This is a genomic window from Streptomyces sp. NPDC043680 (genome assembly GCF_056436685.1).
This window is the reverse complement of record NZ_JBWKCE010000012.1, coordinates 158,426-171,683: the sequence shown is the minus strand read 5'-3', so window position 1 is coordinate 171,683 and position 13,258 is coordinate 158,426. Positions and strand designations below refer to the sequence as shown.

The 13,258-nt window shown below is 73.6% G+C and carries 12 protein-coding genes; 8 read left to right on the top strand and 4 right to left on the bottom strand.

Going from position 1 to position 13,258, the window contains the following annotated elements; all coding sequences use genetic code 11:
- Nucleotides 1-44 precede the first annotated feature (44 nt).
- The 5 genes from AC0666_RS23600 to AC0666_RS23580 all read left to right on the top strand — a co-directional run bounded on the left by AC0666_RS23600 (nucleotide 45) and on the right by AC0666_RS23580 (nucleotide 6,163).
- Nucleotides 45-542, top strand: coding sequence for a hypothetical protein (locus AC0666_RS23600; RefSeq protein WP_478708241.1), 498 nt, complete (start codon nucleotides 45-47; stop codon nucleotides 540-542).
- 91 nt (nucleotides 543-633) lie between these two features.
- Nucleotides 634-1,860, top strand: a complete 1,227-nt coding sequence (locus AC0666_RS23595) for an arginine deiminase (RefSeq protein ID WP_361713926.1) — start codon at nucleotides 634-636, stop codon at nucleotides 1,858-1,860.
- A gap of 88 nt (nucleotides 1,861-1,948) precedes the next feature.
- Nucleotides 1,949-2,968, top strand: coding sequence for an ornithine carbamoyltransferase (gene argF / locus AC0666_RS23590; protein ID WP_468971498.1), 1,020 nt, complete (start codon nucleotides 1,949-1,951; stop codon nucleotides 2,966-2,968).
- A 90-nt stretch (nucleotides 2,969-3,058) separates the two neighbouring features.
- Nucleotides 3,059-3,886: an enoyl-CoA hydratase family protein gene (locus AC0666_RS23585; protein ID WP_361713922.1), complete on the top strand. Its 828-nt coding sequence runs from the start codon at nucleotides 3,059-3,061 to the stop codon at nucleotides 3,884-3,886.
- A 3-nt stretch (nucleotides 3,887-3,889) separates the two neighbouring features.
- A complete protein-coding gene (locus AC0666_RS23580) occupies nucleotides 3,890-6,163 on the top strand; it encodes a bifunctional salicylyl-CoA 5-hydroxylase/oxidoreductase (protein ID WP_478708240.1) in 2,274 nt (757 codons plus the stop codon).
- A 10-nt stretch (nucleotides 6,164-6,173) separates the two neighbouring features.
- On the opposite strand, the gene AC0666_RS23575 is transcribed toward AC0666_RS23580, so the two are convergent.
- From AC0666_RS23575 to AC0666_RS23565, 3 genes are all read right to left on the bottom strand, one after another.
- On the bottom strand, nucleotides 6,174-7,013 hold the full coding sequence (locus tag AC0666_RS23575) for a GNAT family N-acetyltransferase (protein ID WP_468971502.1): 840 nt from the start codon (nucleotides 7,011-7,013) through the stop codon (nucleotides 6,174-6,176).
- A 130-nt stretch (nucleotides 7,014-7,143) separates the two neighbouring features.
- Nucleotides 7,144-7,944 carry a PaaX family transcriptional regulator gene (locus AC0666_RS23570; protein WP_478708239.1) on the bottom strand — a complete coding sequence of 267 codons (801 nt, stop codon included), beginning with the start codon at nucleotides 7,942-7,944 and terminating at the stop codon, nucleotides 7,144-7,146.
- A 4-nt stretch (nucleotides 7,945-7,948) separates the two neighbouring features.
- Nucleotides 7,949-9,568 carry an AMP-binding protein gene (locus tag AC0666_RS23565; RefSeq protein ID WP_478708238.1) on the bottom strand — a complete coding sequence of 540 codons (1,620 nt, stop codon included), beginning with the start codon at nucleotides 9,566-9,568 and terminating at the stop codon, nucleotides 7,949-7,951.
- Nucleotides 9,569-9,708: 140 nt separating this feature from the next.
- Here AC0666_RS23565 and AC0666_RS23560 point away from each other — a divergent pair, with 140 nt between their 5' ends.
- The 3 genes from AC0666_RS23560 (at nucleotide 9,709) to AC0666_RS23550 (ending at nucleotide 11,760) form a co-directional block, all read left to right on the top strand.
- Nucleotides 9,709-10,827, top strand: coding sequence for an acyl-CoA dehydrogenase family protein (locus AC0666_RS23560; RefSeq protein WP_478708237.1), 1,119 nt, complete (start codon nucleotides 9,709-9,711; stop codon nucleotides 10,825-10,827).
- The gene (locus AC0666_RS23555) at nucleotides 10,824-11,222 is read left to right on the top strand and encodes a RidA family protein (RefSeq protein WP_468971509.1); all 399 of its coding nucleotides are present in this window, start codon (nucleotides 10,824-10,826) and stop codon (nucleotides 11,220-11,222) included. Before AC0666_RS23560 ends, AC0666_RS23555 begins: the two co-directional genes overlap by 4 nt.
- Before the next feature lie 166 nt (nucleotides 11,223-11,388).
- Nucleotides 11,389-11,760: a hypothetical protein gene (locus tag AC0666_RS23550; protein WP_468971511.1), complete on the top strand. Its 372-nt coding sequence runs from the start codon at nucleotides 11,389-11,391 to the stop codon at nucleotides 11,758-11,760.
- A 69-nt stretch (nucleotides 11,761-11,829) separates the two neighbouring features.
- On the opposite strand, the gene AC0666_RS23545 is transcribed toward AC0666_RS23550, so the two are convergent.
- On the bottom strand, nucleotides 11,830-13,200 hold the full coding sequence (locus AC0666_RS23545; protein WP_468971513.1) for an aminopeptidase P family protein: 1,371 nt from the start codon (nucleotides 13,198-13,200) through the stop codon (nucleotides 11,830-11,832).
- Nucleotides 13,201-13,258 lie beyond the last annotated feature (58 nt).

The window sequence follows — 13,258 nt, the reverse complement described above, 5'->3', positions numbered from 1 at the left end:
CGGAATGTCCGCGACCCTGGAAGGACGGAACGTCACCTATGAAGATGACCGCGCGCGGAAGCATTGCGGCGCTCATGACCTGTATGGCCGCGGCCGGCGCTGCCACCCCGGCCATGGCCGACTCGGTGCCGGTGGGTGTCCCCCTGGACGCCGTGAAGACCACGCTGGGCGTGGACACTCCGCGCGTGGCCACCGCGGTCCCGGTACCGGCCGTCGGCGCCCCCGAGGCTCCCCGCCTGCACACCGGGGACCTGCTCCCCAGCCCTCTCCTCCCGGTGGTGCCGATCAAGACCGAGCTCGGCCGGACCCTGGTCACCTCGCCGGTGCCGAACCTGCTCGGCGAACCGAGCACGGACGGTGAGGGCTCGCTGGAGGCCCCGGCGACCCACCTGGTCACCCGGACCCCGGGCGCCGTCCTGGGAGCCCCGCTGACGATGCCGAACGGCTCCAACTTCGGGATCCCGGACCTCACCACCCCGAAGCTCGGCCTGACCACCCCGGAGCTCATCGGCACCCCCGCGGCGCTCCTCGGCCTGCGCTGAGGCGCCCGGGACGGCGGCGGCGCGGGGGTCCGCAGGGGCTCCTGAGCCAACGCCACATCAAAAAGCCGTCCGGTCTGCGAACGTGTACGCCATGGGATTCCATGTCGATTCCGAGACCGGGCGGCTTCGCCGCGTCATCCTCCACCGGCCCGACCTGGAGCTGAAGCGGCTCACACCGAGCAACAAGGACGCACTGCTCTTCGACGACGTGCTGTGGGTGCGCCGGGCCCGCCAGGAGCACGACGGCTTCGCGGACGTGCTCCGCGACCGGGGGGTGGAGGTCCACCTCTTCGGTGACCTGCTGTGCGAGGCCCTGGACATCCCGGAGGCGAGGCACCTCGTCCTGGGCCGGGTGTTCCACGAGAAGGAGTACGGGCCGCTCGCCACCGATCACCTGCGCGCCGTCTTCGACGGACTGCCCTCGGCCGACCTGGCCGAGGCGCTGGTCGGCGGGATGACCAAGCGCGAGTACCTGGAGCGGCACGCCGAGCCGGTGTCGGTCCGCTTCCACGCGATGGAACTGGACGACTTCCTGCTCGGGCCGCTGCCCAACCACCTCTTCACCCGCGACACCTCCGCGTGGATCTACGACGGGGTGTCCATCAACGCCATGCGCTGGCCGGCCCGGCAGCGCGAGACGGTGCACTTCGAGGCGATCTACAAGCACCACCCCCTCTTCACCACCTCGGGGGCCTTCCACTACTGGTCCCAGGGCCAGGCGGACTACCCCTCGACCATCGAGGGCGGCGACGTGCTCGTCCTCGGGAACGGCGCGGTGCTCATCGGCATGAGCGAGCGGACCACGCCGCAGGCGGTGGAGATGCTGGCGCGCGGCCTGTTCGCGGCCGGGTCGGCCACCAGCATCGTGGCGCTCGACATGCCCAAGCGCCGTGCGTTCATGCACCTGGACACCGTGATGACCATGGTCGACGCAGATACGTTCACTCAGTACGCGGGACTGGGCATGCTGCGCTCCTACACGATCGAGCCGGGCTCCGGGACGCAGGAGCTCAAGGTGACCGACCATGCGCCCGAGCACATGCACCGGGCCATCGCCGCCGCCCTCGGGCTGGACGCCATCCGCGTGCTGACCGCCACCCAGGACGTGCACGCGGCGGAGCGGGAGCAGTGGGACGACGGCTGCAACGTGCTGGCCGTGGAGCCGGGGGTGGTGGTGGCGTACGAGCGGAACGTCACCACCAACACCCACCTGCGCAAGCAGGGCATCGAGGTGATCGAGATCCCGGGCAGCGAGCTCGGCCGGGGCCGGGGAGGGCCGCGGTGCATGAGCTGCCCGGTGGAGCGGGACGCGGTCTGAGGCGGTCGGCCGGGGGCGGCTGTATATCAATACAGGGGATCGTATAGAGTTCCATTATCGCCTGTCAGTACGACCCTGGAGTGTCCCCATGGCCCCCGCCCTCGCCGGCCGCAGTTTCCTCAAGGAGCTCGACTTCACCGCCGCCGAGTTCCGCGGCCTGGTCGAGCTCGCCGCCGAGCTCAAGGCGGCCAAGAAGGCCGGGACCGAGCAGCGGCGCCTCCGGGGCAAGAACATCGCGCTGATCTTCGAGAAGACCTCCACCCGCACGCGCTGCGCCTTCGAGGTCGCCGCCGCGGACCAGGGGGCGCACACCACCTATCTCGACCCGTCCGGCTCCCAGATGGGCCACAAGGAGTCGGTCAAGGACACCGCCCGCGTGCTGGGCCGGATGTTCGACGGGATCGAGTACCGCGGGGACAGCCAGGAGGCCGTCGAGGCGCTCGCCGAGCACTCCGGCGTGCCCGTCTTCAACGGCCTCACCGACGACTGGCACCCCACCCAGATGCTGGCGGACGTGCTCACCATGACCGAGCACTGCGCCAAGCCGCTGGACCGGATCGCCTTCGCCTACCTGGGCGACGCCCGCTTCAACATGGGCAACTCCTACCTGGTGACCGGCGCCCTGCTCGGCATGGACGTACGGATCGTGGCGCCCCGGGCCTACTGGCCGGCCGAGTCCGTGGTGGCCGAGGCCCGCCGACTGGCCGCCGCGAGCGGGGCCCGCATCACGCTCACCGACGAGGTCGCCGAAGGGGTGGCGCAGGCCGACTTCGTGGCCACCGACGTGTGGGTCTCCATGGGCGAGCCCAAGGAGGTCTGGGACGAGCGGATCGCGGCCCTGGCCCCGTACGCGGTCACGATGGACGTCCTGCGCGCCACCGGCAACCCGGACGTGAAGTTCCTGCACTGCCTGCCCGCCTTCCACGACCTGGGCACCGCCGTCGGCCGCGAGATCCACGAGCGGCACGGCCTGGACTCGCTGGAGGTGACGGACGAGGTGTTCGAGTCCGCGCACTCCGTGGTCTTCGACGAGGCAGAGAACCGGCTGCACACCATCAAGGCCGTCCTCGTCGCCATGCTCGCCGAGCCCGCACCCTCGGCCGCATAGTCATGCGGGCGGGGCCGGACGGGTGGCGTCGCGCGCCTCCGTGTCGCGTTTCTGTGACGGTAGTCACGATGCAGTGATACCGTCGAGCGTGTGAGCCCCTTCATCGGTTCCACACCAGCGACCGAACGGTGGCGCCACCTGCGGGTGACCCGGCAGGACGGCGTGGCCACCGTCACCCTCGACCGCCCCGAGAAGCTGAACGCGCTCACCTTCGGCGCCTACGCCGACCTGCGCGATCTGCTCGCCGAACTCTCCCGGGAACGCTCCGTGCGCGCCCTCGTGCTCGGCGGCGAGGGGCGCGGCTTCTGCTCCGGCGGGGACGTCGACGAGATCATCGGCGCCACCCTCGCCATGGACACCGCCCAGCTCCTCGACTTCAACCGGATGACCGGACAGGTCGTGCGCGCCGTGCGCGAGTGCCCCTTCCCGGTGATCGCCGCCGTCCACGGGGTCGCGGCCGGGGCCGGTGCCGTCCTCGCCCTGGCCGCCGACTTCCGCATCGCCGACCCCAGCGCCCGCTTCGCCTTCCTCTTCACCCGCGTCGGGCTCTCCGGCGGGGACATGGGCGCCGCCTACCTGCTGCCCCGGGTCGTCGGGCTCGGCCACGCCACCCGGCTCCTGATGCTCGGCGAACCCGTACGCGCCCCCGAGGCCGAGCGGATCGGCCTGCTCAGCGAGCTCACCGAGGAGGGCAAGGCCGACGTACGGGCAGCCGAACTGGCCGCGCACCTGGCCGCCGGGCCCGCCCTCGCGTACGCGCAGACCAAGGCGCTGCTGACCGCCGAACTCGACATGCCGCTCGCCGCCTCGGTCGAGCTGGACGCCAACACCCAGGCTCTGCTGATGAACGGCCAGGACTACGCGGAGTTCCACGCGGCGTTCACCGCGAAGCGGCCCCCGGAGTGGAAGGGCAGGTAGCCCATGGTGAGGGTCGCGGTGATCGGCGGGGGGCCCGGGGGACTGTACGCCGCCGCGCTGCTGGCCCGGCAGGGCCACACGGTGGAGGTCTGGGAGCGGGGCGCGCCCGAGGACACCTTCGGCTTCGGCGTGGTGCTCTCCGACGAGACCCTGGGCGGCATCGAACGCGCGGACACCGAGGTGTACGCCGCGCTCAGCGCCGAGTTCGTGCGCTGGGAGGACATCGACATCGTGCACCGCGGCCGGATGCTGACCTCCGGCGGCCACGGCTTCGCCGCGCTCGGGCGCCGTCGGCTGCTGGAGATCCTGCACGAGCGCTGCGCCGGCCTCGGGGTCGTCCTCCACTTCCGCACCCCGGCGCCGCCCCCGCAGGCCCTGGCGGCCACGTACGACCTGGTGGTGGCCGCGGACGGGGTGCACAGCGCCACCCGGGAAGACGGGGCCGCCCACTTCCGGCCCACCGTGACCGGCGGCCGCTGCCGGTACATCTGGCTGGCCGCCGACTTCGCCTTCGAGGCGTTCCGCTTCGAGATCGCGGAGACCGAGCACGGCGTCATGCAGCTGCACGCCTACCCCTACTCGGCGGACGCCTCGACCGTGATCGTGGAGATGCGCGAGGAGGTGTGGCGGGCCGCCGGCCTCGACCTGTGCGACGAGGCCGAATCCGCCGCCCGCTGCGCCAAGATCTTCAGCGAGGCCCTGCGGGGGCGCCCGCTGCACGGGAACCGCTCCGCGTGGACGCAGTTCCGCACGGTCGTCAACGAGCGGTGGTCCCACGGCAACACCGCCCTGCTCGGCGACGCGGCGCACACCGCGCACTTCTCCATCGGCTCCGGCACCAAACTGGCGGTGGAGGACTCCCTCGCGCTCGCCGAGGCGGTCGGCGCCGAGACGGCCGCCGCCGCAGCGGCCCGCGGCGCGCCGGACATCCCCGCGGCCCTGGCCGCCTACGAGGCCGCCCGGCGGCCGGCGGTGGCCTCCACCCAGCGGGCGGCCGCCGCCAGCATGCGCTGGTTCGAGGAGATCGCGGGCTACCTCGGCCAGCCGGCCCGGCAGTTCGCCTTCAACCTGCTCACCCGCAGCCGCCGGGTCACCCACGACAACCTGCGGCTGCGCGACGAGCGGTTCACCCGGGCCGTCGAACGGGACTTCGGCTGCCCGGACCGGCACACCCCGCCGATGTTCACCCCGTTCCGGCTGCGGGGGCTGACCCTGCGCAACCGGGTGGTGGTCTCCCCGATGGACATGTACTCGGCGCACGACGGGAACGGCACCCCGGGCGACTTCCACCTGGTGCACCTGGGGGCGCGGGCCCTCGGCGGGGCCGGGCTGGTGATGACCGAAATGGTCTGCGTGTCCGCGCAGGGCCGCATCACCCCCGGCTGCACCGGCCTGTACACGGCGGAGCAGGCCGCCGCCTGGACGCGCATCGCGGACTTCGTGCACAACAGCGCCCCCGGCACGGCGCTCGGCGTCCAGCTCGGCCATGCGGGCCGCAAGGGCTCGACCCGCCTGATGTGGGAGGGGATGGACGACCCCCTCCCCGAGGGAAATTGGCCGGTGGTGGCGGCCTCCGCGCTGCCGTATCGCCCCGGCGTCTCGGCCGTCCCGCGCGCGCTGACGGAGGCCGACCTGGCGCAGGTCCGCTCCGATTTCGCGGCGGCCGCCGCCCGGGCCGCGGACTGCGGCTTCGACCTGCTGGAACTGCACTGCGCGCACGGCTACCTGCTGTCCGGGTTCCTGTCCCCGCTGACCAACCACCGCACCGACGCGTACGGCGGGCCCGTGGAGAACCGGCTCCGCTTCCCGCTGGAGGTCTTCGACGCCGTACGCGCCGTCTGGCCGCAGGACCGGCCGATGACGGTCCGCCTGTCGGCGGCCGACTGGGCGCCGGGCGGCACCACCCCGCAGGACGCGATGGACATCGCCGCCGCCTTCGCGGCTCACGGCGCCGACGCCATCGACGTCTCCACCGGCCAGGTCGTCGTCGACGAGAAGCCGGAGTACGGCCGCTCGTACCAGACCCCGTACGCGGACCGGATCCGCAACGCGCTCGGCGTCCCCGTCATCGCGGTCGGCGCCATCTCCTCCTGGGACGACGTCAACTCGCTGCTGCTGGCGGGCCGCGCCGACCTGTGCGCGGTCGGCCGCCCCCACCTGTACGACCCGCACTGGACCCTGCACGCGGCCGCCGACCAGTCCTACGAGGGCCCGGCCGCCCCCTGGCCCGCCCCCTACCGGGCGGGCAGCCGCAAACCGCCTACGGGCCGCGGCTGAAGCCGGGCGCTCAGACGGCGACCACCTCGGCGCGGTCCTCGACGGGGGTGTAGCCGAGGCGCAGGTAGATGCCGTTGCTGGTCGGGTTGGCCAGGTCGGTGAAGAGGAGCACCTCCGAGGCGCCGGCCGCGTGGGCCGCTCTGCTCACCGCGTGCGTGACCCCGGCGGCGTACCCGCGGCCGCGGGCCGCGGGCGGGGTGTAGACGGGGCCGATGCGCGCGGCCGAGCCGATCGGGCGGGTGAACCCGGCCAGCGAGACCGGCTTCCCGGCGTCCTCCCAGAGCAGCATGCCGCCGTACGAGAGGCGGTCGCGCAGGCCGGCCTCGGAGGCGGCGCCGGGCACCCCGGCCTCCCGCTTGAAGGCATCGACCCACTCCAGGAGCAGCGGGAGGTCGCGCTCGGCGGCGGGCCGGGGCCGGCCGGCCGGGGCCGGGTCCGGTGCCATCAGGCCCGCGAGCCGGTACAACCGGGTCTCTTCGGCGATCTCGGTCGGCTTCCCCCAGGCCCGCGCCAGGGCCTCGGCGTCGGGGCGGCGGGCGTTGAAGCCGCCGACGGAGGCCAGCAGCGGCTCGTCGGCGAGGGCGGCCCCCAGCTCCCGTACCGCCTGCGCGGGCAGCGTGCCGACGAACATCGGGTGCGGCGGGGTGCACAGGAGCCCTCCGGCGACGGCGCCGTCGGCGCCGGTCCACCAGCCGAAGAAGGGCTCGTCCGGGCCGAAGGCGTGCGGGCCGCGCCGGGTGAGCGCGTCCGTCACGGTCAGGAGCACCGTGTTGACGACCGGTTCCGCGGCCACGGCCGGGCCCGCTGCATCCAGGTAGGCCGCCATATCGGGAGTGAAGGTCCACGTCATGGCTCATGGTGGCGCCGGGCCGTTCCCTCGTGCACCCGGTTTTTCCCGGGGAGCCGCCGTCGGCGGCCCCGGCACGCCCCCCCGGCGGCCCCCGCCGGAAGGACCGCCGGGGGCGAGGGCGGCCGGCCCGCTACGGCTCCACGAAGCCCGCGCCGAGGTCGTGCAGGCGGGTGTGCAGTTCGGTGAAGACCGCCGCCGCGCGGTCGCCCGGCCAGTCCGCGGGCAGCAGGGCGCGCGGCAGCCCCGGGTCGGCGTAGGGGAGGCGGCGCCAGCTGTCCAGGGCGAGGAGGTAGGAGCGGTAGGCCTCCTCCGGGCTGGGGGCGGGCCCGGTCTGGAGGCCGCGCAGCACCGGCTCGTGCTGGTCGAGGAACTCCTCGTGCTGCTTGGCCAGGGAGGCCAGGTCCCACCAGCGGGCCACCGCCTCGGCGGTCGCCGCGAAGCCCAGGTGGGCGCCCCGGAACAGCTCCACGTACGGCGTCAGGTGCAGCCGGGCCAGCGTGTGGCCGGTCTCCTCGTCCAGGTGGGCCGGGGCGACCCATACGCCCGGCGCCACCGCGCCGAAGCCGAGCTTGGCGAGGCGGGAGCGCAGCAGGTGCCGCTTGTGCCGTTCCTGCTCCGGGACGGAGAACACCGCGAGCAGCCACTCCCCGGAGGGCTGCGCCGGCCCGTAGATCCGCCGGTCGCCGTCGTCCAGCAGCTGCCGGGCCTCCGCGGAGAGCTCGTACGCCGCCGAGCCGTCCCGGGCGTGAGCGGGCAGCAGGAAGCCGCGCCGCTTCAGCCGGGACACCGAGGACCGGACCGACGGGGCGTCCACGCCGGCCGCGCCCAGCAGGCGCACCAGGGCGGCCACCGGTACCGGCCCGTCGAAGGCGCGCCCGTAGGCTCCGTAGAACGTGACGATCAGTGATCGCGGGGTGTGCAGCTCTGCCACGGGTTCACTGTAGATCGCGCAGCCGGAAGCGCTGTAGCTTCCCCGTGGCCGTCCGGGGGAGCGAGGGCAGGAAGACGAAGGACCGCGGGCATTTGTGCGGGGCGAGTTCCGCCCGCATGAAGGCGCGCAGGGTCTCCTCCGTCAGGGTGGTGCCGGCCCGCGGGACCGCGTAGGCCACGACGATCTGCCCGCGCCGCTCGTCCGGGCGGCCCACCACCGCGGCCTCCGCCACGTCGGGGTGGCGCAGCAGGGCTTCCTCGACCTCGGGGCCCGCGATGTTGTACCCCGCCGAGACGATCATGTCGTCCGCCCGGGAAACGTACCGGAAGTAGCCCTCCGGGTCCCGCACGTAGGTGTCCCCGGTCAGGTTCCAGCCGTCCCGTACGTACTCCGCCTGCCGCGGATCGGCCAGGTACCGGCAGCCCACCGGCCCGCGCACGGCGAGCAGGCCCGGCTGGTTGTCGGGGACGGGGCGGCCCCGCTCGTCCACCACCCGGGCCTGCCAGCCGGGGACCACCCGGCCGGTGGTGCCGGGGCGGATGTCCTCGTCGGCGGCGGAGATGAAGATGTGCAGCAGCTCGGTCGCCCCGATGCCGTTGATGATCCGCAGTCCGGTGCGCGCGTGCCAGGCCTGCCAGGTGGCCTCCGGGAGGTTCTCCCCCGCCGAGACGCAGCGGCGCAGGGCCGACAGGTCGTACGCGCCCACGTCGTACGGCCCGAGGTCGTCCAGCATCGCCCGGTACGCGGTCGGCGCGGTGAACAGCACCGTGACCCGGTGCTCACCCAGTGCGGGCAGCAGCTGCCGCGGGCCCGCCTGCTCCAGCAGCACCGTGCACGCGCCCGCGCGCAGCGGGAAGACGACCAGCCCGCCCAGGCCGAAGGTGAAACCGAGCGGCGGGCTGCCCGCGAAGACGTCGTCGGGGCGGGGGCGCAGCACGTTGCGGCTGAAGGTGTCGGCGACCGACAGCAGGTCGCGGTGGAAGTGCATGCAGCCCTTGGGGCGGCCGGTGGTGCCCGAGGTGAAGGCGATCAGCGCCACGTCGTCGGCGGAGGTCTGCACGGCCGGGAACGGCCGGGGGTGCCGTTCGGCCAGCCGCAAGAGGTCGTCCGGCCCCGGCCCGCCGTAGGGGGTGATCCGCAGACCCGGCACCTCGGCCTTGACCAGGTCGTCGAGGGCGCCCGTATGGCACAGCGCGTGCCCGACCCGGGCCATCCGGCACACCGTGGCCAGTTCGTGCGCCCGCTGCTGGGCCAGCACGGTGACGGCCACCGCGCCCGCCTTCATCACCGCCAGCCAGCAGGCCGCGAGCCAGGGGCCGGTGGGGCCGCGCAGCAGCACCCGGTTGCCGGGGACCACGCCGAGGTCGGCGGTGAGCGCGTGCGCGAGCCGGTCGACCCGCTCGCGCAGCTCCCCGTACGACCACACCTCGCCCGCACCGCTGCGGAAGGCCGGGCGGTCCGCTCCGAAGCGTTCGATGGTGGCGTCGAGCAGCTCCGCCCCGCAGTTGAGCCGGTCCGGATAGGCCAGCTCGGGGAGCTCGAAGAGGAGCTGCGGCCAGGCGTGCGGCGGCGGCAGGTGGTCGCGGGCAAAGGTGTCGGCGTGGGCGGAAGGCTTGAGCTCCAAGGCGGGTCGCCCCCTCGCAACGGCAGCGGCCCCGGCTGCGGGGGACCGAAGTGGGTGGAGCCGGCCGTACGGCAGCACCCACGAGCGTATCGTGATGGTGACGGCAGTCAACAGGACGCGATAGAAGCGGGGACATTCGGATGACCGGATTCGCGCTCGGAGCGGAACAAGAGAAGTGGTGCGCACACCTGCGCGCCCTGTCGGCCGAGCGGCTGCGGCCCCTCGCCGACCGGGGCCGGCCGGGGCGGGTCAACCGGCCGCTGCTCGCCGCGCTGGGCGAGCTCGGCCTGCTGGAGCGGGTCTTCACCGCCGGGGCCCTGGAGCTGTGTCTGCTGCGCGAATCCCTCGCCTACGGCTGTACGGAGGCGGAGACGGCCCTCGCCCTCCAGGGGCTGGGCGCCTACCCGGTGCTGCGCGCGGGCACGGAGCAGCAACGCGAGCGCTGGCTGGCGCGGGTGCGGACGGGTCGCGCGGTGGCGGCCTTCGCGCTGAGCGAGCCGGGGGCCGGCTCGGACGCGGCGGCGCTGACGCTGTCGGCGGTGCCGGAAGCCGGCCGCGGCGGGGGCTGGCGGCTCAGCGGCGAGAAGTGCTGGATCTCCAACGCCCCCGAGGCCGACTTCTACACCGTCTTCGCCCGTACCGGAGAGGGCTCGGGCGCCAAGGGGGTCAGCGCGTTCCTGGTCCCCGCCGACCGCCCCGGCCTGTCGGGTGAGCCCCTGGACATGCTCTCCCCGCATCCGATCGGCCGGCTGTCCTTCGACGGGGTCCCGGTCCGCCCGGAGGACCTGCTCGGCGAGGCCGGCGGCGGCTTCCGCGTCGCCACGGACACCCTGAACCTGTTCCGCCCGAGCGTGGGCGCCTTCGCCGTGGGCATGGCCCGGGCCGCGCTCGACGCCACGCTGGCGTACACGGCGGTGCGACCCGCCTTCGGCGGGGTGCTGGGCGACCTCCAGGCGGTGGGACACCGGGTGGCCGAGATGGCCACCCGGACCGAGGCGGCCCGGCTCCTGGTCTACGCGGCGGCCGGCGCCTACGACGCCGGAGCCCCGGACGTCCCGCGCCGCTCGGCGATGGCGAAACTGCTCGCGACGGAGACGGCCCAGTACGTGGTGGACCACGCGGTCCAGCTGCACGGCGCGGTGGCCCTCCAGCGAGGCCACCTGCTGGAGCACCTCTACCGCGAAGTGCGGGCCCCGCGGATCTACGAGGGGGCGAGCGAGGTCCAGCGCACGATCATCGCGAAGGAGCTGTACCGGTGAGTCTGGAACGCGTCAACCCGGCGGAGCTCTCCCCGCCGACCGGGTTCTCCCACGCGGTCGCCGCGAGGGGCTCGCGCCTGGTCCTGCTGGCGGGCCAGACCGCGCTCGACGCCTCGGGCAAGGTGGTCGGGGACACCCTGCCCGAGCAGTTCGAGCGCGCCCTGTCCAACCTGCTGACGGCCCTGGCCGCGTCCGGCGGCACCCCGGCGGATCTGGCGAGGGTGACGGTCTACGCGGTCGACGTGGACGCGTACCGCACCCATGCCCGGGAACTGGGCCGGATCTGGCATCGATTGGCGGGCCGCGACTACCCCGCCATGGCGGTGGTGGGCGTGGTCCGCCTCTGGGACGAGCCGGCGCTGGTCGAACTGGACGGTATTGCCGTCCTGGACTAAGGGTGTCCGGCCGTCTCCGGGACCGCCTTTGACAGGCGGCGGGGGGAGGTGGAATGTGGAAATGCCCCTTTTGTTACCTTGCCATCATCCTCGGAGGTGCATGATCATGCGCCGTAGGATCATTGCGGCAGCTGTTGCAGGCGCCGCAGGTGCAACGCTTGCCCTGATGCCTGTCGGCTCGGCCTTCGCCTCTTCCGTCCCGCAGAGCGCCCCGCAGAACAACAACCGGTGCTCCGACGACTGGCGGGGGAGCAACTGGTGGCGCGACTGCTGCGAGCACTCGCGCTGGTGGAACGACCACCGTCCCAGCTGGTGCTGGGACGACGTGGACGCGTGGCGCGGCGACCGCGGCGGCGACGGTCACTGGAACAACGCCGACTGGCGCCACGGCAACGATTTCTGGAACGACGGCCGCGGCGGCGACGGCTGGAACCACTGGAACGACGGTCGCGGTGGCGACGGCTGGAACCACTGGAACGACGGTCGCGGTGGCGACGGCTGGAACCACTGGAACGACGACTGGGCAGGCCGCCGCTAGCAGTGGCCCGGGCCGAGCGGGCCCCGGCCCGCGGCCACCGTGAGCCGGCGGCGCGGCGGGCGTGTACCCTCAGCCGGCCAGCAGGGACCCCATCCACTCCTCGATGCCGTCCACCGTGCGCGGAAGGGCGCCCGACATCAGTCGGGCGCCCGTCGCCGTGATGACGAGGTCGTCCTCGATGCGGACGCCGATGCCGCGCAGCTCCGCCGGCAGGGTCTCGTCGTCCGGCTGGAGGTAGAGCCCGGGCTCGACCGTGAGGACCTGGCCCTCCTCCAGCACCCCGTCGAGGTACGTCTCGGCCCGCGCCTTCGCGCAGTCGTGGACGTCGAGCCCCAGCATGTGCCCGCTGCTGCACAGCGTGTAGCGCCGGTGCAGATCACCCTTCGCGTCCTTCAGCACGCCCCACTCCGCCAGCCCCTCGGCGATCACCTGCATCCCGGCCCGGTGGAAGTCCCGGAAGCTGGCGCCCGGCCGCAGCGCCGCCATGCCGGCCTCTTGGGCGGCCAGCACGAGTTCGTACACCTGCCGCTGCACGGGGGAGAAGCGCCCCGACAGCGGGAGGGTGCGGGTGATGTCCGCCGTGTAGAGGCTGTCCGTCTCCACGCCCGCGTCCAGCAGCAGCAGGTCGCCGCGGTCGAGTCGGCCGTCGTTGCGGATCCAGTGGAGGACGCACGCGTGGGCGCCCGACGCCGCGATGGTGTCGTACCCCGTCCCGTTCCCCTCTGCCCGGGCCCGCAGGCCGAAGACCCCTTCGATCCACCGCTCGCCGCGCGGGTGCGCCAGGGCGCGCGGTAGCGCCCGTACGACGTCCTCGAAACCGGCGGCCGTGTGGTCGACGGCGAGCTGGAGCTGCCCGACCTCCCAGGCGTCCTTGACCAACCGCAACTCGGAGAGCACGGTGGCCAGTTCGGCGTCCGTTGAGGCGTTGCGGCCGACCGGGTCGCCCAGGGTGTCCAGGTGCGCGCAGCGCAGGCCCGTCAGCCGCTCGGCCTCCGCCAGGTCGGGGCGCCGGCCCACCCAGAACTCCCCGTAGCGCCGGTCCCGGTAGAACTCCTCGTTCCCGTCGACGCGGGGGGAGCGGGGGCGCAGGTACAGCACCGCCTCGTGGCCGTGCGGGCCCGAGGGTTCCAGCACCAGGACGTGGCCCACTTGGTCCTCGCCCGTCAGCCCGGTCAGCCACGCGTACGCGCTGTGCGGCCGGAAGCGGTGGTCGCAGTCGTTGGAGCGCACCTTGAGCTCCCCGGCGGGGATGATCAGCCGCTCGCCGGGGAAGCGCGCCGAGAGCCGGGCGCGCCGGGCCGGGGCAACCTCGTACGCCGCCACCCGCGTGGAGTCGGGCAGCGGCGAAGGGGCCCAGCCGTCTGCCATGAAGCGGGACAACTCGGGTGATACGGGCAGGTCGTGACTGCCGATGTTGAGGCGGGGAGAGGCGTCGGACACAGGGGCTCCCTCAAGAAGGTGCGAACTGGTGGGCGCACAGGTCTTGTCAGTGCAATTT